The organism is Foetidibacter luteolus (assembly GCF_009650435.1).
Lineage (GTDB): Bacteria > Bacteroidota > Bacteroidia > Chitinophagales > Chitinophagaceae > Foetidibacter > Foetidibacter luteolus.
On sequence record NZ_VVIP01000052.1, the window covers coordinates 1 to 23,540 of the forward strand.

Genomic DNA, 23,540 nt, shown 5'->3' on the forward strand with positions numbered 1-23,540 from the left:
CCGGTTACAGGTAGCTGGTTACCGGTCTGTTGAATTTGTAAAAAAGCTGATAATTTGTTTAGCCAACATTAAACATTGAACAACCGAACATTGAACAGTAAAGCCTCGTAGAGGCGGCATGTTAGTAGATAAAAAAAAGAGACGATTTACAGGAGCGCCGTAGGTGCGATATGTTTAGCAGGATGGTATATAACGGCAAGATGGATGATTAACAGGCTCTGATGCAAGAGGCTCCTTAATATGCCGCCTTTACGAGGTTATACAAAATTGGCCGCGATTACCTTTTAGCTACTAATATGCCGCTCCTACGGAACTTTGCGATGGGTTGTGGGCAGACCCGGAAGCCTGTTGCCGGTTACAGGTAGCTGGTTACCGGTCTGTTGAATTTGTAAAAAAGCTGATAATTTGTTTAGCTGCGTAAGCGCAGAAGCACTACCTGCTGCCAACATTAAACATCGAACAAACAAACATTGAACGGTTTACCGGTTTACGCAAACGTTTGACTATCTTTTTACCGCACAATTAACGCTTTCTTTAACAGGATAACCCCATATTTGATTTTTACGCTTGCTCAACAAACCCCAATAGATATGGATACCCGCAGAAGTTTTTTAAAAAAAGCAGGCCTGCTTACCGGCGCCGCCGGTGCATGGTATGCCTTACCGCCAACCTTGCAAAAAGCCCTGGCCATAGATCCCGCGCCGGGCAGTACTTTTTACGATGCAGAACATATTGTTTTCCTGATGCAGGAAAACCGCTCGTTCGATCATGCTTTCGGCACCCTGCAGGGCGTACGTGGCTTTAACGACCCCCGGGCCATTACCCTCGCCAACAACAATAAAGTGTGGCTGCAAAGCAACAGGAACGGCGATACCTATGCCCCCTTTCACCTGGATATAAAAGACTCTAAAATTACCTGGATGGGATGCCTGCCCCATGGCTGGGATAACCAGGTAGACGCCCGTAATGGTGGCCGTATTGATAAATGGATTGAGGTAAAAGACCCCGGTGATGAATTTGAAGACATGCCGCTTACCATGGGCTATTATAACCGGGCAGATATTCCTTTTTACTATGCCCTGGCCGATGCTTTTACCGTTTGCGACCAGCACTTTTGTTCATCCCTTACAGGCACTACCCCAAACAGGTTATATTTTTGGACAGGCACCATACGTGCACAAATGGAAGCTGCTGCGCAGGCCAATGTGTGGAACGAAAACGCGGAACACCATACCCTGGTTGACTGGAAGACTTATCCCGAACGCCTGGAAGAAAACGGCATATCATGGAAGGTGTACCAGAATGAAATTTATGCTGATACCGGTCTGGATGAAGCGCAGCCCTGGCTGGATAATTTTGGCGATAACCCGCTGGAGTATTTTAAACGCTATCATGTAAACCTGGCACCGGAAGTAATCGCCCATTTGCCTGTTAAACTGCAAAAGTTGGAGAAAGATATACAGGACATAGAAACCAGGCTGGCAACGGCTAAAGAACCCGAGGTACACAAGCATGAAATACTAAAGATGCGCAGGCTGTTAAAATGGAAAAAGAAGCAACTGGCAGCCACGCAAAAAGCCATCGCTACCGATACAGCAGAAGCGTATAAAAACCTTTCTTCTCTTGAAAAAAACCTGCATACAAAGGCTTTTACCAATAACCGTAACGACCCCAATTATCACCAGCTAACCAAAATACAATACAATGATGGCAACGTACAGCGGCAGATGGATATACCAAAAGGCGATGTATTGCACCAGTTCAGGCAGGATGTAAAAAATGGGCAATTGCCTACGGTATCATGGTTATGTGCGCCACAGCATTTTTCAGACCACCCTGATTCGCCCTGGTTTGGCGCATGGTACGTAAGTGAAGTAATGGACATACTTACACAAAACCCGGAAGTATGGAAGAAAACCATTTTTGTTTTAACCTACGATGAAAACGATGGCTATTTTGACCATGTGCCGCCCTTTGGCGCACCCAATCCCTATATGCCCGGCACAGGCAAGGTTTCCGCAGGCATAGATACCTCAGTTGAGTTTGTGCGCCGTAACGAGCAGTCAAGCGCCAGGGGCATGCGTGAAAGCAATATTGGCCTTGGTTTCAGGGTGCCGATGGTGGTGGCTTCCCCCTGGACACGCGGCGGTTATGTGTGCTCTGAAGTGTTCGACCATACTTCCTCACTCCAGTTCCTGGAAACTTTCCTGGAAAAGAAAACCGGTAAAAAAATCACCGAGTCCAATATTACCCAATGGCGCCGCACCGTATGTGGTAACCTTACATCGGTGTTTCGCCCATACAGTGGCCAGAAAATTGAAACGCCGCCATTTGTTGATAAGGATGCATTTATACAGCTTATCAACAATGCGCAGTTTAAAAATTTGCCCGGGTATAAAAAGCTAACTGAAGATGAAATTGCTGCCGTTAACAACGGGGCTGCAGCATCCCCTCTGCCACGGCAGGAAAAAGGTATAAGGCCTGCCTGCGCACTGCCATATGAACTTTATGTAAATGGTAACCTCAATAAAGCTGCCGGCAAATTCAACATTAGTTTTAAAGCGGGCAATAAGTTGTTCGGGCAGTCTTCTGCCGGTGCGCCTTTTAATGTATATGCACTTAGCGCCTACCAGCGGCAGTTACTTACCAGCCGGGATTATGCAGTAACCGCCGGCGATGAACTGCATGATGAATGGGCGCTCGGTAATTTCGATAACGGCAATTATCACCTGGCTGTATATGGCCCCAATGGGTTTTACCGCATGTTCAAGGGCAATACCGAAGATCCTTTGCTGCACATAACATGCGGTTACGAAAAAAATAAAGTCACCGGTAAGTTTACGGGCAATGTAATGTTCTCTATCCGCAACAATGGCAGCAAACCCATAACAGTAACGCTTGCAGACAATAGTTATAAAACCGGCAGCAAAACAAAAAGCATCGCTGCCAACAGCAAGGCAGAAGTTGTGTTTAATCTGTCTGGGTCGTTTGGCTGGTACGATGTAAGCATCACTGCAAATGGTTACGATGCCTTCAAAAAACAATTTGCCGGCAGGGTAGAAACCGGCGATGTATCCAGGACAGACCCTTTGATGGGGGGAGTGGTGTAAAAGGTGTGCGTGGTAATCGGGTTACATGTATACGTACTTTGTAGCTCGTACTTTTTACATCGTACATCCCACATCGTACATCTAACATAAGTAAGTACTTTGTACTTCGTAACTCGTACTTTTTACATCGTACATCCCACATCTTACATCTAACAAAAAGTAAGTACTTCGTACTTCGTAACTCGTACTTTTTACATCGTACATCCCACATCGTACATCTAACATTTTCAGGGGGTGTCCCTAGTCCCTCGGGTCGGGCTTTCCGCTATTACTCCGGCACAAGCCCCTGCTGCGATGGCCTCACCGGGGTAGCCGCTGCAATCCCTCACCCGAAAGTGCAGCACGCTGCTGCAGCACAAACAGCTTGTAGTGTAAGTTGAAGACTTTAAAAAGGACGGTATATAGAAAGTTTTGATATCATCAAAACATGGTATATTTATTTCTGCTTACCTGTGGCATCAGCGTAACTGCTTAATGTTTCATGCAAAGTTGCTGCCGGTCTGTAATTGGCTTGCAAAATAGTAGCTCAGTAATTTGTTTCGATATGAAAAAACTGTTTGTCGCCGTAATGGGGTGTTGTATGGCATGCTGCCTCTATGCCCAGCCGGATATGAAATCCCTTATTGAGGACAACCTGCGCTTTGCCGAAAAGCAGTATGCCTATATGGCCAGCCTGTTGCCGAAAGATTCTATGCCCAAAACGTTTAGCCCAAAAACACAAAAGCTGGTAAGCAGCGATATACAATGGTGGTGCAGTGGTTTTTATGCTGGCAGCCTCTGGTATATTTATGAATATACCGGTAACCAAAACATCCGGCAGGAAGCGGAGAGGGCCCTGCAGATTATTGAACCCAACCGCCATTATACCGGCAACCACGATTTAGGTTTTATGATGTACTGCAGTTACGGCAATGCCTACCGCATTACCAACAACCCGGCTTATAAGCCCATATTGCTGGATGCCGCGGCCGCCCTTACAACACGTTACCGCCCGTCCATCAAGGCCATACAGTCGTGGGATTCCGGTAAGAGCTTTAAATGTCCCGTTATTGTAGATAACATGATGAACCTGGAATTGCTGGAATGGGCCAGCCTCAATGGTGGTGGCGCTACATTTTCAAACATAGCAATTACCCATGCCAATACAACACTGGCCAACCACTTCAGGCCAGATTACAGCGCATACCACGTGCTGGACTATAACCTGGCCACGGGCCAGGTATCCCGCAAAACCACGGCGCAGGGTGCGGCAGATTCATCTGCCTGGGCAAGGGGGCAGGGATGGGCTTTGTACGGCTATACCATGATGTACCGTTTTACAAAAGATGAACGTTACCTTAACCTGGCACGCAACCTGGCCGGTTTTATACTCAATAACCCCAACCTTCCGCAGGACAAAGTGCCCTACTGGGATTTTGATGCACCGGGCATACCAGATGCACTGCGGGATGCCTCTGCGGCTTCCCTCTTTGCATCCGCGTTGCTGGAGCTTTCAACGTTTGTAAACGGGGCGGAAAAGAAGCAATTCGTATCCTCTGCTGAAACCATGTTGCGTACCTTGTCATCTGGTGCTTACCGTGCAGAAGCGGGTACCAACGGTGGTTTCCTGCTTATGCACAGCGTGGGTGCTTTGCCTTATAACAGCGAGGTGGATGTGCCCTTAACCTATGCGGATTACTATTTTCTTGAAGCGCTGCTGCGTTATAAAAAGTGGTACCTGGATTAGCCCGCCCTGTAGGGGGATGAGGGGCGAATGTTGCTGGCTGGTGAATGGAAAACCTTTGCACCTGGCACCACCCTTGGTTGCAAAAGGCTGCTGAAATTTGATGATATAATCATTGATAAAGTACGGTTGAAAACAGAGACAGCCGTGCGACTCCTCAATTGGCTGAAATAGGCATGTATGAGCTGGTGGAATAATGTTTTTATGTTTATGGGCCCGGCAGGAGGAATTACTATGAAACATCGTTGCGTCGCACTCTTGTACTGCGGTAATTCTATTCACCAATTGCCCCAGTAGCCTGCCTTGGGCAAACGAAGGGTTCTGTGCATTGTTCAATATAGCGAAGACAGACGCATCATACATTCAGTATAGAAGCAAGCCCCGCATTAATTTTAACCCAGGAAACTGTCATGAATATAATCTACCACGCTAACCAGGCTCTTGCTTTCTTCATATACTTTTAGCTGCCTGTCTGCACCGGTGCCGTTCTCCAGCATTTTGTGAATATAGTTAATGGCATGGCGGTTACCCAACTGGTCAACAACATCATCCACAAAATCCAGCAGCTCATAAATAAGCCCACGGGTGCTGGCTTCTGTTTCTTTGCCAAAATCAATAAGGCTGCCGTCAATACCGTACCGGCTGGCCCGCCATTTATTCTCGTTCAGCAGGGCACGCTGGTAAATAATAAAGTTCATGTTCTGGCTGCGCAATTTGTACAGCTTGGCGCAAATAGCCTGGAATAACCCTGCTATGGCAATGGTTTCATCCACCGTCATGGGTATATCGCAAATGCGGAACTCAACTGTATTAAAGAAGGGGTGCACCCGTAAATCCCACCAGATTTTTTTGGCGTTATCTATGCAGTTGGTTTTAATCAGCAGGTTCACATAGTTTTCATAAGATTCTATGCTTTCAAAATAATCCGGTATGCCAGTACGTGGAAATTTATCAAACACCTTGGTGCGGTAAGATTTATAGCCCGTTTTGCGGCCCTCCCAAAAAGGGGAGTTGGTGCTTAGCGCATACACATGCGGCAGAAAATAGCGGGCAGAATTTGCAATGTGGATGGCCATTTTGCGGTCTTCCATACCCACGTGCACATGCAGCCCAAAAATAAGGTTGCTGCGGGCAGCTTCCTGTAATTCGTTTACAATTTCGTTATAGCGGGCATGATCAGTAATCAACTGGCTTTCCCAGTGGCTGAAGGGGTGCGTGCCTGCTGCGCCTACCCATAAGCCCAGGTCTCCGGCAATTTGCGAAATGGTTTTGCGCAGGGTAAGTACGTCGTTATAGGCTTCATCTACATTCTGGCATATATCGGTACCCACTTCCACCACAGCCTGGTGCATTTCTGCTTTAACCTTGTCTTTTATTACTTTCTGGCCCTCAGTAACAATTTTTTGCTCATGGCTTTTAAGTTCCCGGGTAGATGGGTCTATCACCATGTATTCTTCCTCAACCCCCAGCGTAAAATGACGGTAGCTGATATTTGCCATAACTGTTTTTTAGTTTGTTTTCAACAATAACGGATGCGCTGTTCTTGCAAGCAACAGTTTTCAAGATACATACAAAATAGCATTCCCTAAACTTGTTGAAAATTTATTTTATGGTAAGTGTACCCAGTTTTGCGCTGTACTTATAAAAGCCCGTTTTAAAGGCAAAAATTGCGTACTTATCGGGGCCAATTTCAAAGAAATCAGAGCCGGTTATAAAGCCGTCATAGTCTTTACTATGCATAGCAATCTTCTTTTCCAGCAGCTTGCCATCGTGGGATAATATAGCACAGGTAAATACCAGTTTTTTTACTTTTTTAGCGGCATCCGGTTTTTCATCTTCCTCAAGGGTAAGATTGTCTTCATCATCATTATAGAACAACAACAATCTATCTTCAAAATAAGCAGATTCGAAAGAATATAAGTATAGCTTTATTGGACTATGGCTATAATAAACTGTTCCGTAACCGGGTGAAAAGAAACCAATTTGCTTTTTTGGTATGCAAGTAAAGGTTGTTACTCCATTCGCCTTAAATGTTGCAACTAACAGGCTGCTGTAGGTTCGTTTAACCAATGGGCGCCCACTACTGGACACATCTGCATTTTTAATACACTCAAGTATTATGTGTGTGTTACCCAGGTTAGTAGTAATGCCCTGCCGGATAACAAAATTTATAACAATCCCTTTTTTATTTCCATCATTTTTTGCCTCGCCAAGCCTATCTAACTTGTCTAATAATTCCTGTGGAAATTCTGTGTAAGAAAAAGATGATTTGTCTCCATTGCCAAGATCTGAACGGCAAATACCTGCATAATTGCCCTTATGAAGATTTTTATACAAGCCATACAAAATTACCTTGTCGGCAGCATCATAGCCTACTATTATTTTCTTTATGTAATGCCTGTCGTTTTCAATAAGAATGTCTTTATAGTTATCACCGTTAAAAACCTTCAGGTGAGAGCTGTAAGAAGGTACTTTTTCTCCATCCTCCCTTTTAAAATCTTTGGTATCTTTTTCTTCATATAGATCGTAATAAACATAGGCTCTGCCTTCCATATCCACATCAATACTGTTTACGTCAATTTTACTTTCCGGAACGGAAAAGTCAAAATTTTTATAGGTGATTTTCGCCAGTTGCTTATCAAACACATAAAACTCCATTGTTTTAGGCATCTTTTTCTTCTTCGCCCTGGGAAAATGGTACAAGCCCAACTTTATTGAGTCTCTTGAATAGATTATACCTACGTTAAACATATCGGGAACCGAACCTCCGCTACGAACAGCATCTATGTTAGCTTCATCGTTGGATATGTCAAAAGAAGCTACAGTATGCGGATTTCCCATCGTTAACGTAACCGGATCAAGGCTGTGCGCATACACAGATATAGTTTTTTCTTTCCATTGTACTTCCCTGGTTAGCAGGTAGTATTTGTTTTCTATTCTAACAAAATCAAGCAAATCGCCGTCCTTGCTAAAAAGATCATCCAAATCCTTTTCTTTATCTGCCTGCAGCTTGCCGTCAAAAGACATTAGCGTATATATCTCATCAGGCCCGGATCGTTTCTTGCTTGGTTTAGTAAACATGGCAATAAAACTGCCATCGTATGCTGGGAGTGCTTTCACAAAAGCACCAGCATTAAAGAATTTTGACTGGCTTTCTAATTTTTCACTTAACTGAATCTCAAAATCCTGGGCAACAAGTTGATGGGAGCTGATAAGAAATGGAAATAGTACAGCAACTGCTTTTTTAAGAGTACAACGTAACTTCATAGAATAACTGGATTTTAGTTTTTTAAGCAGCAGGGCGCCAGCCCCGCCATATTTAAGTTGCGGCACTACAAACGCCAGGCTATTTGTTGTGCTGTGTCACCACCGCGCCAGGGATAGAAGCGGTTACCCCGCTGAAGCCTTGTGCGGCTGGTTTGTGGCGGAGTAATAGCGGATAGCCCGGTGCCCTGGCAGGCGCCCTAAATATCTTTCCTAAAATTTAAATGCAGGCCATGCCTGCATTTAAAAAAGAAATTTTTAAGCGTAATTTATAAAGGCTTTCATTCAGACTACGGATAAAGCGCCTGGCCGGCACTGCTGCGTTTAATATACTCGCCCCAGGTTAAATTGTCTTTACCGGGTTCTTGTGCCAATGCTTTTTCTATGGCATAGTTGGCGGCCGTTTCTATTACCCAGGCAAAGTTTTCTTCGCCAACGCTGTTGCGGTCGGCATCTGGGGCAGGGTTGCAGAAATCTATGGCATAAGGCACGCCATCGCGAAGGGCCAGTTCTACCGTATTAAAATCGTAACCCAGGAAACGGTTGATGCGCAGTACGATATCTTCCATTTCTTTATGCTTTTCCGGCGACGGGCTAAAGCTGGCCGCATAGCGCAGGTGGTGCGGGTTACGGGGCTCGTAAGGCATGATGCGCACATACTTGCCGCCAATGCAATAGCAGCGGTAATATTCTTCAAAAACAATTTCTTCCTGTAACAACATTACCAGTTGGCCGGTTTCGGCATGTTTTTCAAAAAAGTCATCTATGCTGGTAAGTTTGTACACATTCTTCCAGCCACCACCTGCAAAAGGCTTCATATAAGCGGGAAAACCTGTGTAGCTGAAGATGGCCTCCCAGTCAAGCGGGTAAGCCAGGTTGCTGAAAGACTGGTCGGTGGTATCCTGCGGAAGGTCGCGGGAAGGAAGGATAACGGTTTTAGGCACCGGTACATCAATTTTTGTGGCCAGGCAGTTGTTGAAGAATTTCTCGTCGGCACTCCACCAGAACGGGTTGTTGATAACCGCTGTACCGCACAATGCGGCGTTTTTAAGGTAGGCCCGGTAAAAGGGAACATCCTGGCTGATACGGTCTATGATAACGGCATATTCTGTGGGGTCTCCCTGTGCTACTTTGTTGATTGTTACAGCTTCTGCCGTAACCCCTTCTACATTTTTGCTGTTAACCCGGTCTATAAATCCTTGCGGAAAAGTTCTTTCCTGGCCGAACAATACGCCGATTTTTTTCATAAGGAAAATTTGAAGTGATGAATTGGTTTCCGTTGGTTGAATTTAAACAAACAATTTGTCTGAACCACGATTTTAGGTTGTTTTTTCTAATTAACCTGAAACTATCGGGGGAATTAATGAACAGGTAACAGGTAATGGGAGTGAAGTGCAGGGAATGGAAAATGAAAAATGATGAAGGTGGCGGCCGGCTTATAGTTTACGCCTGCCGGAGGTTACATGCAATACGGCTGATGTGTAAGAAAAAAATGGATGATAATAAAGCGGGCTCATGGACCGCAGCTTTATACTAACAGCTTATATTGCCCTGTGCAAAACTCAACCTGCCTTCCTTTCCGCTAAGCCGCTGCTTCTCCTTATCTTGCAACCTGCTATGGAAAAGTTTATAGTTTCTGCAAGAAAATACAGGCCCCAGACTTTTGATACCGTGGTAGGGCAGGGGCATATTACCACCACATTAAAAAATGCTATTAAGAATAACCAGTTGGCGCATGCTTTTTTGTTTTGTGGCCCCCGTGGCGTGGGCAAAACAACCTGTGCCCGCATTCTTGCAAAAACCATTAACTGCCAAAACCTGCAGCCGGATGGCGAGGCTTGCAACCAGTGCCACTCCTGCAAAAGCTTTAACGACGGTATTTCGCTTAATATACACGAGCTGGATGCTGCCAGCAATAACTCCGTAGACGATATACGCAGCCTGGTAGAGCAGGTTAGGTTTGCACCGCAGGCCGGCAAGTACAAAGTGTATATTGTGGATGAGGTGCACATGCTTAGCGCCAGCGCCTTTAACGCGTTTTTGAAAACGCTGGAAGAGCCACCTTCTTACGCCATTTTTATACTGGCCACTACGGAAAAACATAAGATACTGCCTACCATTTTAAGCCGTTGCCAGATTTTCGACTTTAAGCGCATCACCTCCAACGATACGGTTGAACACCTGGAAGAAATTGTAAGGAAGGAAGAACTGAAAGCTGAAAAAGGCGCTTTGCAGGTAATAGCCCAAAAGAGCGAAGGCTGTATGCGGGATGCCCTGAGCATACTGGATAAAATTGTAAGCTTTACCAATGGCACGGTAACCTACCAGAACACACTGGAGCACCTGAACATTCTTGACCATGACTACTATTTTCGCCTGCTGGAACATTTGTTACAACAGGATATGGCTGGCGCCATGCTGCTGTACGATGAAATAAACCGCAAGGGTTTTGAGGGCGACCTGGTGCTGAATGGTTTTGCGGAATTTATACGCAACCTGCTGGTATGTAAAGACCCCCGCGCCGCCGCCCTGCTGGATGTAGTGGAAGGGATGCAGCAGAAATATACTGACACTGCCGCGGCTACAGGCATGTCTTTTTTGGTAAGTGCCCTGAACATATTGAACGAAGCGGAAATAAACTTTAAAATGGCCCGCAACAAGCGGCTGCATGTGGAGCTTACTATCATCAAGCTCAATTTTTTGCAACAAGCGCTTGAGCTTGCCGCCGATAATGGCTCAGTTGTTAAAAAAAAACGGCTTGATGGCCCGGTAGCTTATAAAACACGGAGCATTCCGTCGTTGCAGGCCAAAAATGCGGCGCAACAGGCCCCACCTGCACCCTCTTCAAAACTATTTATACAGGAACAGCCGGCTGCGCCACCCACAGCCCGCACACCCGTTAACAGGGTAGAAACCGCCAGGGCAATGGTGGCAGAGCCTGCCGCCACACCAGCCACTACCACCCTTGCGCCAAAATCTAAAAGAAGCCTGCTGGACGGACTGCGGGAACGTTATGGCGACAGGTACCTGATTGAAGAGATAAAAGAAGCCGAGCCGCTGGAAATAAATAAACTTTACCAGGTATGGAGCAGGTACGGCTCCAAACTGGAACAACAGCAAAAATTTACCGCCTTTAATACTTTTAAAACCGCCCGGCTGGCTATTGATGAGGATAACCTTTTTACTGTTACCGTACTGGCGCCCATACAGCAGAAGTTTATTGAACAGGAAAAAATGATGCTGACGGATGAAATTCAGCAGGCATTTAACAACCGGGCCATTACATTCAGGATTACTGTAGAAGAAGGGGAGAAAGAAGATGTGCCCCTGCACCTTGCTCTTAACAGCAGGCAGCGCCTTGACCGCATTGCCGAGCAATACCCGCTGGTAATGGAACTAAAGAACAGGCTGGGGCTGGAGCTGGATTATTAGCAATGCCCCTGCTACAGCAGCAGCCCTTCTAAAAACAGGTAGGCCACACTAAAGTAGATAACCAGGCCGGTAACATCTACCAGGGTAGCCACAAAAGGGGCGGAAGATACCGCAGGGTCGGCCCCAAGTTTCTTCAGCAGCATTGGCAGCATAGAGCCGCTTAATGTGCCCCATAATACCACGCCTATTAAAGACAGGCCAACCGTAAAACCAATCATCATCCAATGCTCGCCGTATACAGCCGGTACAATGGCATGCCATACCGCCACCCTTATAAAACCAATAATGCCTAATACAGTGCCCAGCAAAATGCCGCTGGATATTTCCCGGCGCATTACCCGCCACCAGTCTGCAATGGAAATTTCGCCTACTGCCATAGCCTGTATAATCAACGTGCTTGCCTGCGAGCCGCTGTTGCCGCCGCTGGATATAATCAGCGGAACAAACAGTGCCAGCACCACTGCTTTGGCAATCTCATCCTCAAAATATCCCATTGCAGTAGCGGTAAGCATTTCACCTAAAAACAATACTATCAGCCATCCTACCCGCTTGCGGAACAGTTTAAACAACGGCATATCAAGATAAGGCTCGTCCAGCGCTTCGGTACCGCCCATTTTCTGCATATCCTCACTAAACTCCTCGTTGGCAACCCACAACATATCATCAATCGTAACAATGCCCAGTAAAATGTTATTGTCATCCGTTACCGGCAGGGCTACACGGTTATTCATTTTAAATACCTGGCTGGCATGCTCCTGGTCATCATTTACGTTCAGGGCAATTACACGGCTGTCAATCAGCTCGTCCATACGCTTGTCCGGTGCTGCCAGTATTACGTCGCGTATCCGTATATCGTCTACCAGTTCGCCCTTTTCGTTAATTACATAAATCACATCAACCGTTTCGCTGCTTTTAGCTACACGGCGTATGGTGGTAAACACTTCATCCACTGTATTATGCTGGTAAACGTACACATAGTCCGGCGTCATCAGGCGGCCCACACTATCTTCAGGATAGCCAAGCAGGGAAAGCGTAATTTTTCGCTCTTCAGGGTCAATCAGTTTAATCAGGTCGCGTAAAACTTCTTTGGGCAGTTCTTCCAGAAAATCGGTACGGTCATCCGCCGGCAGTTCATTTAAAAGCTCGGCTGTTTTAAAAGAAGGTAATTCTTTAATAATGCGTTTCTGGGCAGACAGGTCGAGGATCTTAAACACTTTAGAAGCCCTGTGTATGGCCATGCCGGCAATAATCTGCGATTCGTATTCGGGGTATTCGCCCAAAAGCGCTGCAACATCGCTAATGTTCTGGTCATTCAGGAAATCGCGGATCTCAATTTTGTCGTCACGCTTAATTATTTCTTCAAACTGCTCAAATAAAGTATCCTGTTCTTCCTGGTAGCTCATGCTTGCAAATTAAATAATACAGCCCTTGAAACATGGTTCAATCCGCATTTTTATTATTTTGCCGCCATATAGCAAGCAACATGATGTTACCGAATTTAGTTATCGCCCCCAGCCCCAAAGGTGGCAGGGGTGTATTTACCACAAAGAATATTGCCGCCAATACCGTACTTGAAATTTCTCCTGTAATAGTGCTTACCGTGCAGGAGCGCAAAGACATAGAAAAAACAAAACTCTTTCACTACATATTCGAATGGGGTAAAACACGCAAGCTGGGTTGCATGGCGCTGGGCTATGTATCCATGTATAACCACGACTACGCATCCAACTGCGAATACGAGATGGACTTTGAAGCCCGGCTGATGACCATTAAAACCGTAAAAGCCGTAAAAAAGGGAGAAGAACTTTGCATTAACTACAATGCCGATCCCAACGATAAAACACTGGTTTGGTTTCACAAATAGCCATGGCATAAGCCATGCCGCTTTTTTTGGGGACCGGCAGCGGTAACATCCATTAAACTTCGTTGTGTCACTCACTTGTACGCCTTGTACGCTATTCGGCTTTTCAGCCCGGATAGTGTCTGCCAGCTCTGCTGCCAGGCACGTAACCTTTCAAGAGCCCGGCAAATCCTCTTCCAGTTGAAAAAGCTGTAAAAAAACTCACATCGGCTTCTTAATGCTTCTGCCACCAACAGGTGCCAGAAGCGGGTGGCAGCAGCAGATATCTACCCGGTGGGAAAAGCTGCGCAGCGAACCAAACAGTACACGAGTGCGATCCCGAATCGTTCCTCTCGGGACAGGCTACAGTAAAGCCTCATATTTGTTCCTGCTGCCGGGTACATAAAAAAATCCTGCCCCAAACAACAGGGATGAGGAACTAACCATGCGGAGCGCTGTTCTTAAATTCCTTTAGGTAATCATGCTTCAGGTGGTCGTAAAAAGATTTTTTATCTACCAGCAGCGATGCAAGGCCGGCAATTAAACCTGCCACCATCAGGTGAAATATTACAGAGTGCCTGTCTGTCATTTCCAATACCAGGATGGCCGAAGTAAAAGGCGTTCTGGTAATGCCTGTAAGAAAACTAACCATGCCGGCAAGTATAAGCAGGTTGGCATCTGTGGCATGCAGGTTAAACCAGTCTGCCACAGATGCGCCAATGCAGGCGCCGGCCGTTAAGCCGGGGGCAAACACACCACCCGCGCCACCGGTAGTAAAGCTTAACAGCGGGCCGATAAACCTTAGCGGAAATACATACCACTCATTGGTTTTAACATCGGTAAACAGTAATTGCTGCATAATTTCTTTACCGGAACCCACTATGGCATGGCTTACGAAAAATGCCCCCGACGCCAGTAGCAATGAGCAGCCCACCGAAAAGAATAGGTTTTGCCTGGTGCTGGTAAGTGTTCTTGCCTTCCATCGCAATACTTTAATAATAAGCTGGCACATATAACTGCCTGCAATACCACCCAGTATAGCCACGATTACAACAATAAACAGTATGTACCAGGACAGGCCATCTACCTGCGGGTAACCCAGGTACATGTACGGCCCCAACATGGCCTGGGCGGTTAAACCGGCAATAATAACGGCGGAGAACAGGGCGGTTCTGTAAAAGCTGATATGTGATCTCGAAAGCTCTTCCACAGCAAAAACTATCCCGCCAAGCGGTGTGTTAAAAGCGGCGGCTAACCCCGCGGCTGCGCCGGCAACAATCATATTGGGCTTTGCCACTTTGGGCCAGCCGGCAGGTATAAGTGCATACACAAACTTAAACACCGATCCGGCAATTTGTATGGTTGGACCTTCACGCCCCACAGCCGCGCCGCCCAATACCATAGACAGGCTGGAAGCGATTTTTGTGGCGGCTACTTTAAGGCTTAGCAGGCTGGTTACATCGCTTTTAGGGTTTTTGTCTACTATGTCAATAGCCGCCATTACCTGGGGAATGCCGCTGCCCCTTGAGGCGGGGGCGAACAGTTTGACCAGCCACCAGCCGATAAAAATAAATATGGGCGCCTGTATAAATATCAGCCAGTGATGCCACCCAAATATGGCCGCGGAAAGCTCTTCTGCCCATGCAAACATTTTGGCGTACAGAACAGCAACCAAACCGGTAAGAAGAGATGCTATCCAGAATGGGAAAGCCTGCAGTAAGCCCAGCTTCATTCTTTCGTTGTGTATAAGATCGAACCGTTGTTTTAACAAAAGCCTTAACCTGCTGAAATACCTCATGGCGACAATTTAAATGCGGGGTATGAAGATGGTGTAGAAGGGGGCTAAAGGTAAGGTTTTAGTGTCTGCCAGCTCTGCTGCCAGACACGTAGCCCATTAAGAGTCTGGCAAATCCTTCTTCGATTGCAAAAGCTGTAAAAAATGTACAGCGGCTTTTTTATGCTTCTGGCACCTGTCGGTGGCAGAAGCAGGTGTGGCAGGCTTCGGGTATAGTGTCTGCCAGCTCTGCTGCCAGACACGTAGCCAAGCAAGAGTCCGGCAAATCCTTCTTCAATTGCAAAGCTGTAAAAAATGTACAGCGGCTTTTTAATGCTTCTGGAACCTGTCGGTGGCAGAAGCGGGTGTAGCAGGCTTCGGTTTTTAGTGTCTGCCAGCTCTGCTGCCAGACACGTAGCCTATCAAGAGCCCGGTAAATCCTTCTTCAATTGCAAAAGCTGTAAAAAATGTACAGCGGCTTTTTAATGCTTCTGGCACCTGTCGGTGGCAGAAGCGGGTGTAACAGGCTTCGGGTATAGTGTCTGCCAGCTCTGCTGCCAGACACGTAGCCTATCAAGAGCCCGGCAAATCCTTCTTCAATTGCAAAAGCTGTAAAAAATGTACAGCGGCTTTTTAATGCTTCTGGCGCCTATCGGCGGCAGAAGCGGGTGTGGCAGGTTTTGTGGACTCTCAGCAGCTTGTTTATGCTTCTGGCACCTGTCGGTGGCAGAAGCAGGTGTAACAGGTTTTAATGCAAAAGACTGGAGACAAAAAAGCTATCTAAAAAAAATCTGCCGCCCGTAGGGCGGCAGCAACTTTATTTGTCTTACAACTTATCCATTTCCCCTTTTACAAACTCCATCAGTGTTTTTATATGAGCAGGCGAAAAATCGAATTTCAGGCCTGCCGCTTCATATAATTGAGGCAATGTTTTGGTACCGCCAAGGCTAAGTGCATTGATGTAGTTCTGCAGGGCCTCCTGCGGGTTTTGCTGGTACTGCATCCACATACCAATGGCGCCCAACTGGGCAATGCCGTATTCAATGTAATAAAAAGGCACTTCAAACAGGTGCAACTGGCGTTGCCAGCCGGTTTTTCGGTATTCTTCCAGGCCGCTGAAGTCAATGGTATTGGTTGAAAACTCATTGAGAATTTCCATCCATTTTTCCGTACGTTCTTCTATGGTATGTGCAGGGTTTTCATACACCCAATGCTGAAACTTGTCAATGGTGGCAATCCAGGGGAAGATGGTAATTACCCGCTCCAACTGGTGTTCTTTTGCCCTTTTCAGGTCTTCCGCATTATCAAAAAAAGCTTCCCAATGGTTCATGCTGAACAGCTCCATCGCCATGCTGGCCACTTCCGCTATTTCCATGGGGTATTCCTTAAAGGCACTCAACTCCAGCGGGTGTGCCAGGAAGGAATGGATGGCGTGGCCGCCTTCATGCACCATCGTGGTTACGTCGCCCATCTGGCCGGCGGCGTTCATAAAAATAAAAGGGGCCCCACTTTCCGCCAGCGGACAATTATAGCCGCCCGGTGCTTTGCCTTTGCGGCTGTCCAGGTCAAAATGCTTCAGTTCATCCATTTTGCGCAGGCAATTGGCAAAGAAGGGGTTCAGTTCCTCAAAACATTTTTCTGTTTTCGCCAGCAGTTCGCGGCCACCCTCAAACGGGTGCAGCGGCATTACACCTTCCGGTTCGGCTTCGGTATCCCAGGGGCGCAGGGTATCCAGGCCCAGTTTTTCCTTTTTTCGTTGCTGTATGCTGGCTACCAGCGGCAGTACATGCAGCTTTACTGCTTCATGAAATTGCAGGCAGTCTTCCCGGGTATAATCAAACCTGCCCAGTTCCACAAACTTATAATCCCGGTAGTTGGCAAAACCGGCGTTTTTAGCTACCTGGTCTCTTTTGGCTACCAGTTGTGTGTATAAATCGTGCAGCGTGGCTTTATCCTGTTGGCGGCGTTCCTGTATTTTGCGGTACACTTCTTCCCGCAGCGCCCTGTCGTGGTCTTCCAGAAATTTGGAAGCCTGCTGCAGGGTATATTCCTGGCCTTTAACTTCTACAGTCATACGGCCGCTAATAACACCGTATTGCTGCTGCATCACGCTTAACTCAGCCTGCAGCGGAATATTGGCTTCACGAAAAAGGTCAATGCTTTTTTTAACGCTGCGCAGGTAGGTGAAGTATTTATCCTTATCAAGTTGTTGGGTAAATTCATTGTCCACCAGCTTCCTGTTAAGCTTATCGGCATAAGGCTGCAGCTTGGGCTGTATTTCCATGCAGAAATAGGTAAACGCTTCTTCCAGGCTTTTGTCGGTGGTGTCGCAGGTCATTTTAATCTGCCGCCAGCAGGCATCTTCGCTAACGGCCGCCTCTACTTCGCTCATGTCTTTCAGCCACTGTTCCAGGCTTTCCATGCTGTTTATTTCCCGGCTTAGCAACTGCTGAAAATAAGGTTCCAGCGCATCCCAGGTAGTTACCTTAAAGTCTTCCGGTAAAAAAGAACGGTGCAGTTTTTTTATATCGGCTGTCATAATAAAGAATTTGTTTAAGGCAGGTTTACTGGCCGGTTGGGTTTATATAAGGCCCGGTAAGAGAATTAACACTGGCCCGGCATACCTGCGGTGGAGAATATGATGCTTACAAATGGGCAGGCGGATGTTGATATAAATTATAACCGGCCTGTTGGCAGGCCGGCTATTAAAAGTTATTCTTCTGTTTTTTTCTTTTTAGCTGTTTTTTTCTTAGGTGCTTCATCGGCGGCAACTTCTGTTGTTGCTTCTTCCTCTTTTTTGGCGGAGGCTTTTGCCTTCTTTTTGGCTGCCGGGGCCTCTTCTTCTGCTACGGCAACAGCTTCAGCGGCTTCTTTAGGCTTTTCAGCTTTCACTTTGGGGGCAGCAGCTTCTGCCTGTTCTGTTTCAGTTTCAACTTCTTCGGCTGTTTCTTCAGTTTCTTCATCCGCCTCACGCAGCTTTATTTCAATATCGTTGTTTTTTAAAACAGTAAACCATTTTACTATTTTTTTCATGTCGCTGGCGTAAACGCGTTCAAAGTCCATATCAGGGTAAACCTTTTGAAAATAGGCTTTAACCGCGGCGGCATCATTGGCATTGGGTAATGCTTCGCTGCTGGCAGTCATAGCGTTAAGCACATCTACCAGGTTTACATTATCCCTTATAGTAAATACTTCAATGCTTTCCAGGTGAGAAAAGCTATGCACACGTGATGACACGAATTTTGTTGTTTTATCTTCCAGGGAGCGTACAATGGCCCCGTCGTTTTTGCTGCCAACCAATTCAAACAAACCTCCTAAACCAGTAACGGAAATAATTTTGCTATATTCCATGAAATTCAATTTTGGGCGTGCAAGATAATCAGAACTGCCAAGTTTTCACTAATGAAAATGTGAAATAAAAAAAGCAGGCTTTTTACGACCTGCTCGGTTAAAATGCAATACCACCCGCCCTATTCTTCAAAAAAGCATGGGCGGGGCCGTTGATGTAAGGTTATTTGCGTGTATATTTCATTTCCATGGTTTTCATTTCCTGTCCGTCCACCGTCATGAACATTTCCATATACTCATGCTTGTCGTCCACGAATTTATACACCTGTTTAATGTCTATTTCCTTTCCCGTCATGGGGTCAACCTGTTTGCCTGTTGAGGTAATGGTTTTTGTAGCGGCATCCCAGGTACCGGTCATATAAATAATGCCGGTGCCCATATTATCTATCCAGGTGCTCATAAAAACCTTTTTGGCATTGTCGTAGCCGGTATTGCCGATACCTTCAAAAGGCATGTTCATAATGCTGCCGGAGTATTTTGCTTCCAGGTAGCGCCCTCCCAGGATCATTTTATTTACACAGGTACCTGTTGAGGTAGTTGGCGGGGCGCCGGGGGCCATCCACATGGTGCTTTCAGTAGTCCATTCTCCTTCGCTTTGGGCAAGCAGCTTCTGCATGTCGCCGGGCGTCATGTAATCCATCCATTTTTTCATGGCTGCCGGGTCATCCTGTGCGGTGGCTGAACCTGCGGATAGTGCAATCGTAATAACGGCAATAAAAATTTTTTTCATAATACAGTTTTTATGTTGTTGGAATGTAAAGGGCGAGGGGAGAAACTGATGGTAAACTACAAAATTGCCGGTAAATAGGCGGCGGCTTTTTATTAACGGCGTGAATGGTGAGTAGGGAGTAGTGAGTGGTGAATGGTGAGTGGTGAATGGTGAATAGTGAATGGGTGGCAAAGGCATCCCACAGTGAAGAAACACATCGTACATCCCACATCGTACTTGTTTTCATCGTACATCCCACATCAAACATCTCACATGTTACCGGTACTTCGTAACTCGTACTTTAACATAGCCTGCAAGCGAAAAGAGCAGCGTGTTACACTTTGCGCCAGGGATTGAAGCGGTTACCCCGCTGAGGCCATCGCAGCCCGGCTTTGTGGCGGAGTAATAGCGTAAAGCCCGGCCCGCCCTGTATTTTGGTGGGGGCGCCCTGCATTTCTTTCCTTTGCGTTTAAATTAGTATGTTAGTCAAGGCTAATAGCTAAAACAATGCTGTATGAAAAAACTGGATAACTATATTCTGGGCCGCTGGATAGCGGGAGACGGGGACGGGCAAACCTTGTTTAACGCTTACACCGGCCGACCGATAGCTGCGGCAACTACCCGCGGGCTTGACTTTGCCGCCATTCTTAACTATGCCAGGCAAAAAGGTAACCCTGCTCTGCGCAGCATGACGTTTAGGGAACGTGGCCTGATGCTGAGGGCGCTGGCCCTGCACCTGCGCAACCACCTGGACGGGTTTTATACTGTAAGCTACCAGACCGGCGCCACAAAAAACGATAGCTGGATTGATATTGAAGGCGGCATCGGCAACCTGTTTGCCTACGCATCGCTGCGGCGAAAATTTACCGACGAAAGTTTTTGCCTTGATGGCGAACCCCACCAGTTGAGCAAAGGCGGCAGTTTTATGGCCCAGCACCTGCTGGTGCCCAAAGAAGGTGTGGCCGTACATATTAACGCGTTTAACTTTCCTGTATGGGGCATGCTGGAAAAAATAGCCGTAAACCTGCTGGCAGGTGTGCCGGCGGTGGTAAAACCGGCAACGGTAACATCGTATTTAACGGAAGCCGTGGTGCGGCAGATTGCCGCATCGGGCATTTTGCCGGATGGCGCTTTGCAACTGGTTTGTGGTTCTGCAGGAGATATGCTGGACTATGTAACAGCGCAGGATGTGGTTACATTTACAGGATCGGCAGGTACGGGGCAAATGCTGAAATCTCACAAGCGCATACTGGAAGAAAATGTGCCTTTTAATATGGAGGCAGACAGCCTTAACTGCATAGTATTGGGAGAAGATGTAACTGCGGATATGCCGGAATGGGAAATATTTATTAAAGAAGTACGAAAGGAAATGACGGTAAAGGCAGGGCAAAAATGTACTGCTGTGCGCCGCATATTTGTGCCGGCCAATAAGCTGGAAGATGTGAAGATTGCTTTAGGCAATGCTCTGGCACAAACAAGTATAGGTAATCCACTGAATGAGAAAGTGCGAATGGGTAGCCTGGCCGGGCAACAACAACGCACAGAAGTAAAGGAACAGGTACAGAAGTTACTGGCCTCCTGCCAGGTAATATATGGTTCGCTGGATAGTGTGCAGGTAATTGACGCCGATGCGGAAAAAGGAGCTTTTGTAAGTCCGTTGCTGCTGTTAAACCAGCGGCCCCTGTTCTCCCATGCGGTGCATGAGGTGGAAGCTTTTGGCCCTGTGGCTACGCTGATGCCCTACACAGGCATGGATGAAGCGGTGCATCTTTCCCGTATGGGTAAGGGTTCGCTTTGTTCTACCATTGTAACAGCGGACAGTCAATTGGCCAGGCGATATGTATTGGGGGCGGCAACACACCATGGCCGCATACTGGTACTCAACCGCTCCTGCGCGGGTGAGAGTACGGGGCATGGTTCCCCGCTGCCGTTATTGGTGCATGGCGGGCCGGGCAGGGCTGGCGGCGGAGAAGAAATGGGCGGCATACGCGGTGTAAAACATTACATGCAACGGGTGGCGGTGCAGGGTTCGCCAACGGATATTACCGCCATCAGTGGTGTTTACCAGCAGGGGGCAACGGGCAGGCAGGATGCAATACACCCTTTTCGCAAGCATTTTGAAGAGGTACAGGTGGGCGACCAGTTGCTCACGGGCAAACGTACCATTACAGAAAGTGATATTATCGCTTTCGCCAACCTTAGCTGGGATCATTTTTATGCGCATGTAGATGCTACCTCACTGGAAGGCACCATGTTTGAAAAGCCTGTAGCCCATGGCTACCTTATACTAAGCGCCGCGGCAGGCCTTTTTGTAGAAAACAGTGCCAAATGCCCGGTACTGCTTAACTACGGTATTGATGAACTGCGGTTTACCAAGCCAGTATATGCCGGCAACACCATTCAGGTGCGTTTTACCTGCAGGGAAAAACTTAACCAGGATGCGAAAGACGAAAATGATGTACCTAAGGGTATTGTAAAATGGCTGGTGGAAGTAACGGATGAAACCGGTGAACAGGTTGCCGTAGGAACTATTTTAACTATGGTGGCTAAAAAAACAACGCTGTAAGACCGGCGGCAATTTTTTGATACCAGCGACAGTATTTTATGGTCCCGAAACTTCGGGATTCCTTGCGTCGCAATCCGTTCATCAGTTGGTTCAATGGGCGGCTTTTCAGACCCGGGTATGCTGCCATTGCCACAATGCTGCCAGGCAAAGACCTGGCAGGGCAGGGCAAAAATTTTTTCACTTTATAATTTCTCACTATATTCATTCCCGTCTTCGAAGTTGCAGCCCTACCGGGGCTATGCAACTTTTTTTATATACACTTAAAACTAAAGCTCATGAGTACCCAGGCATTATTGCAGGCTTACGACTGCACGAAAGAAATATGGGATGAAATGTGCTGTGACAAGCAAACCATCCGGGAACAGTATGCCAAAGTATTCGAAGCGCTGCAGCACCTGCAGGTAAACGACCTGGAACAGAAGGACCGCCTTGCTGGTGAACTGTTTATGAACCAGGGCATTACTTTTACCGTTTACAGCGACAATGCCGGCATTGAACGTATTTTTCCCTTCGACATTATTCCCCGTATCATCACCAACAAGGAATGGGATACTATTGAAAAAGGCATCAAGCAGCGGCTGAAAGCGCTGAACATGTTCCTGAAAGATATTTACAACGACCAGAACATTATCAAAGACAATATTATACCCGCTGAACTGATTGCCTCCTGCCCTCATTATACCCGTGAAGTGCATGGCATACAGGTACCCCATGATATTTATGTGCACATAAGCGGTATTGACCTGATACGCGGCGATGACGGCAAGTTTTACATACTGGAAGATAACCTGCGTACACCCAGTGGTGTAAGCTATATGCTGGAAAACCGGGAAGTTACCAAGCGCATCTTCCCGGATATGCTGGCGGCCAACAAAGTAAGGATGGTGAACAACTATCCGCTGCTGCTGCACCAGATATTGCTTTCACTTGCGCCTCAGCAGATATCCAATCCTACGGTGGTGCTGTTAACACCGGGTGTATATAATTCTGCCTATTACGAGCATACTTTTTTGGCAAGATCAATGGGTATACCGCTGGTAGAAGGCCGCGACCTGGTGATTGATAACCACAAAGTGTATATGAAAACCACCCGTGGGCTGGAGCAGGTACATGTTATTTACCGCCGCATAGATGATGAATACATAGACCCACTTGTATTTAAACCGGAAAGCGTGTTGGGCGTGCCGGGCATTATGGGCGTGTACCGCAAGGGTAATGTGGCCCTGGTAAACGCGGTGGGTAACGGTGTGGCGGATGATAAAGCCGTGTATGCTTATGTGCCGGCCATGATAAAATATTACCTGAACGAAGAACCCGTTCTGTCAAACGTGCCTACGTATGAATTAGAAAATGAAGATGCCCGCCAGTATGTGTTTGATAATATTGAGAAAATGGTGGTTAAGCGTACCAACCAGTCCGGCGGTTATGGTATGATAATGGGCAACACGGTAAAAGAAGAAGACTGGGTAAAGGCGAAAGCTGAGATTGAAGCGGACCCCCGCAGTTTTATTGCCCAGCCGATTATCAAGCTCTCTACGGTGCCTTGCTTTATTGATGGGAAATTTCAGCCAAGGCATGTGGACCTGAGGCCTTATGCCCTTTGTGGCGCCAACGGGGTGCAGATTGTGCCCGGTGGCCTTACCAGGGTAGCCCTTAAGCAGGGGTCGCTGGTGGTAAATTCATCACAGGGCGGCGGCAGCAAAGACACCTGGGTGGTTGACCTGTAAACAGGCAGGTGAGTGGTAAGTGGCAAGTGTGCTTGCACATCAACGTT

14 protein-coding genes are annotated in these 23,540 nt (G+C 47.0%); 6 read left to right on the forward strand and 8 right to left on the reverse strand.

Annotation, left to right across the window (positions count from 1 at the left end):
• Window positions 1–590 precede the first annotated feature (590 nt).
• Both F0364_RS16250 and F0364_RS16255 read left to right on the forward strand, forming a co-directional pair.
• Window positions 591–3,110 carry a phosphocholine-specific phospholipase C gene (locus F0364_RS16250; RefSeq protein WP_153798859.1) on the forward strand — a complete coding sequence of 840 codons (2,520 nt, stop codon included), beginning with the start codon at window positions 591–593 and terminating at the stop codon, window positions 3,108–3,110.
• 544 nt (window positions 3,111–3,654) lie between these two features.
• Window positions 3,655–4,836: a glycoside hydrolase family 88 protein gene (locus F0364_RS16255; protein WP_153798860.1), complete on the forward strand. Its 1,182-nt coding sequence runs from the start codon at window positions 3,655–3,657 to the stop codon at window positions 4,834–4,836.
• A 389-nt stretch (window positions 4,837–5,225) separates the two neighbouring features.
• Here the strand turns inward: F0364_RS16255 and F0364_RS16260 are convergent, their stop codons facing one another.
• The 3 genes from F0364_RS16260 to F0364_RS16270 form a co-directional block, all read right to left on the reverse strand.
• A complete protein-coding gene (locus tag F0364_RS16260) occupies window positions 5,226–6,332 on the reverse strand; it encodes a carboxylate-amine ligase (protein ID WP_153798861.1) in 1,107 nt (368 codons plus the stop codon).
• Between the two features lie 103 nt (window positions 6,333–6,435).
• Window positions 6,436–8,100: a hypothetical protein gene (locus F0364_RS16265; protein ID WP_153798862.1), complete on the reverse strand. Its 1,665-nt coding sequence runs from the start codon at window positions 8,098–8,100 to the stop codon at window positions 6,436–6,438.
• Window positions 8,101–8,387: 287 nt separating this feature from the next.
• Entirely contained in the window at window positions 8,388–9,344 is a 957-nt protein-coding gene (locus tag F0364_RS16270; protein WP_153798863.1) for an ATP-grasp domain-containing protein, read from the reverse strand.
• A gap of 370 nt (window positions 9,345–9,714) precedes the next feature.
• On the opposite strand from F0364_RS16270, the gene F0364_RS16275 reads away from it, so the two are divergent.
• Window positions 9,715–11,529 (forward strand): DNA polymerase III subunit gamma/tau, encoded by a 1,815-nt coding sequence (locus tag F0364_RS16275; protein WP_153798864.1) that lies wholly within the window; start codon window positions 9,715–9,717, stop codon window positions 11,527–11,529.
• 11 nt (window positions 11,530–11,540) lie between these two features.
• On the opposite strand, the gene mgtE is transcribed toward F0364_RS16275, so the two are convergent.
• Complete coding sequence (gene mgtE, locus F0364_RS16280; protein WP_153798865.1) at window positions 11,541–12,932, reverse strand: magnesium transporter; 1,392 nt, start codon at window positions 12,930–12,932, stop codon at window positions 11,541–11,543.
• An 80-nt stretch (window positions 12,933–13,012) separates the two neighbouring features.
• On the opposite strand from mgtE, the gene F0364_RS16285 reads away from it, so the two are divergent.
• Entirely contained in the window at window positions 13,013–13,393 is a 381-nt protein-coding gene (locus F0364_RS16285; protein WP_153798866.1) for an SET domain-containing protein, read from the forward strand.
• Window positions 13,394–13,808: 415 nt separating this feature from the next.
• Here the strand turns inward: F0364_RS16285 and F0364_RS16290 are convergent, their stop codons facing one another.
• The 4 genes from F0364_RS16290 to F0364_RS16305 form a co-directional block, all read right to left on the reverse strand.
• A complete protein-coding gene (locus tag F0364_RS16290; RefSeq protein WP_153798867.1) occupies window positions 13,809–15,167 on the reverse strand; it encodes a chloride channel protein in 1,359 nt (452 codons plus the stop codon).
• Window positions 15,168–15,969: 802 nt separating this feature from the next.
• Complete coding sequence (locus F0364_RS16295) at window positions 15,970–17,682, reverse strand: M3 family oligoendopeptidase (RefSeq protein ID WP_153798868.1); 1,713 nt, start codon at window positions 17,680–17,682, stop codon at window positions 15,970–15,972.
• 173 nt (window positions 17,683–17,855) lie between these two features.
• Window positions 17,856–18,494 carry a DUF5606 family protein gene (locus F0364_RS16300; RefSeq protein WP_153798869.1) on the reverse strand — a complete coding sequence of 213 codons (639 nt, stop codon included), beginning with the start codon at window positions 18,492–18,494 and terminating at the stop codon, window positions 17,856–17,858.
• A gap of 160 nt (window positions 18,495–18,654) precedes the next feature.
• Window positions 18,655–19,221: a DUF1579 domain-containing protein gene (locus F0364_RS16305; RefSeq protein ID WP_153798870.1), complete on the reverse strand. Its 567-nt coding sequence runs from the start codon at window positions 19,219–19,221 to the stop codon at window positions 18,655–18,657.
• A gap of 493 nt (window positions 19,222–19,714) precedes the next feature.
• Here F0364_RS16305 and paaZ point away from each other — a divergent pair, with 493 nt between their 5' ends.
• Together paaZ and F0364_RS16315 are read left to right on the forward strand one after the other, a co-directional pair.
• A complete protein-coding gene (gene paaZ / locus F0364_RS16310) occupies window positions 19,715–21,766 on the forward strand; it encodes a phenylacetic acid degradation bifunctional protein PaaZ (RefSeq protein ID WP_153798871.1) in 2,052 nt (683 codons plus the stop codon).
• Between the two features lie 275 nt (window positions 21,767–22,041).
• On the forward strand, window positions 22,042–23,493 hold the full coding sequence (locus F0364_RS16315) for a circularly permuted type 2 ATP-grasp protein (protein ID WP_153798872.1): 1,452 nt from the start codon (window positions 22,042–22,044) through the stop codon (window positions 23,491–23,493).
• The last annotated feature ends 47 nt before the right edge of the window (window positions 23,494–23,540 follow it).

What these genes read in the sequence shown, in the direction of transcription:
- F0364_RS16315 (WP_153798872.1), top strand. Translation starts at nt 22,042, where the DNA reads ATGAGTACCCAGGCATTATTGCAGGCTTACGACTGCACGAAAGAAATA.
- F0364_RS16250 (WP_153798859.1), top strand. Translation starts at nt 591, where the DNA reads ATGGATACCCGCAGAAGTTTTTTAAAAAAAGCAGGCCTGCTTACCGGC.
- F0364_RS16260 (WP_153798861.1), bottom strand. Translation starts at nt 6,332, where the DNA reads ATGGCAAATATCAGCTACCGTCATTTTACGCTGGGGGTTGAGGAAGAA.
- F0364_RS16270 (WP_153798863.1), bottom strand. Translation starts at nt 9,344, where the DNA reads ATGAAAAAAATCGGCGTATTGTTCGGCCAGGAAAGAACTTTTCCGCAA.
- paaZ (WP_153798871.1), top strand. Translation starts at nt 19,715, where the DNA reads ATGAAAAAACTGGATAACTATATTCTGGGCCGCTGGATAGCGGGAGAC.
- F0364_RS16300 (WP_153798869.1), bottom strand. Translation starts at nt 18,494, where the DNA reads ATGGAATATAGCAAAATTATTTCCGTTACTGGTTTAGGAGGTTTGTTT.
- F0364_RS16285 (WP_153798866.1), top strand. Translation starts at nt 13,013, where the DNA reads ATGATGTTACCGAATTTAGTTATCGCCCCCAGCCCCAAAGGTGGCAGG.
- F0364_RS16305 (WP_153798870.1), bottom strand. Translation starts at nt 19,221, where the DNA reads ATGAAAAAAATTTTTATTGCCGTTATTACGATTGCACTATCCGCAGGT.
- F0364_RS16295 (WP_153798868.1), bottom strand. Translation starts at nt 17,682, where the DNA reads ATGACAGCCGATATAAAAAAACTGCACCGTTCTTTTTTACCGGAAGAC.
- F0364_RS16290 (WP_153798867.1), bottom strand. Translation starts at nt 15,167, where the DNA reads ATGAGGTATTTCAGCAGGTTAAGGCTTTTGTTAAAACAACGGTTCGAT.
- F0364_RS16265 (WP_153798862.1), bottom strand. Translation starts at nt 8,100, where the DNA reads ATGAAGTTACGTTGTACTCTTAAAAAAGCAGTTGCTGTACTATTTCCA.
- F0364_RS16275 (WP_153798864.1), top strand. Translation starts at nt 9,715, where the DNA reads ATGGAAAAGTTTATAGTTTCTGCAAGAAAATACAGGCCCCAGACTTTT.
- mgtE (WP_153798865.1), bottom strand. Translation starts at nt 12,932, where the DNA reads ATGAGCTACCAGGAAGAACAGGATACTTTATTTGAGCAGTTTGAAGAA.
- F0364_RS16255 (WP_153798860.1), top strand. Translation starts at nt 3,655, where the DNA reads ATGAAAAAACTGTTTGTCGCCGTAATGGGGTGTTGTATGGCATGCTGC.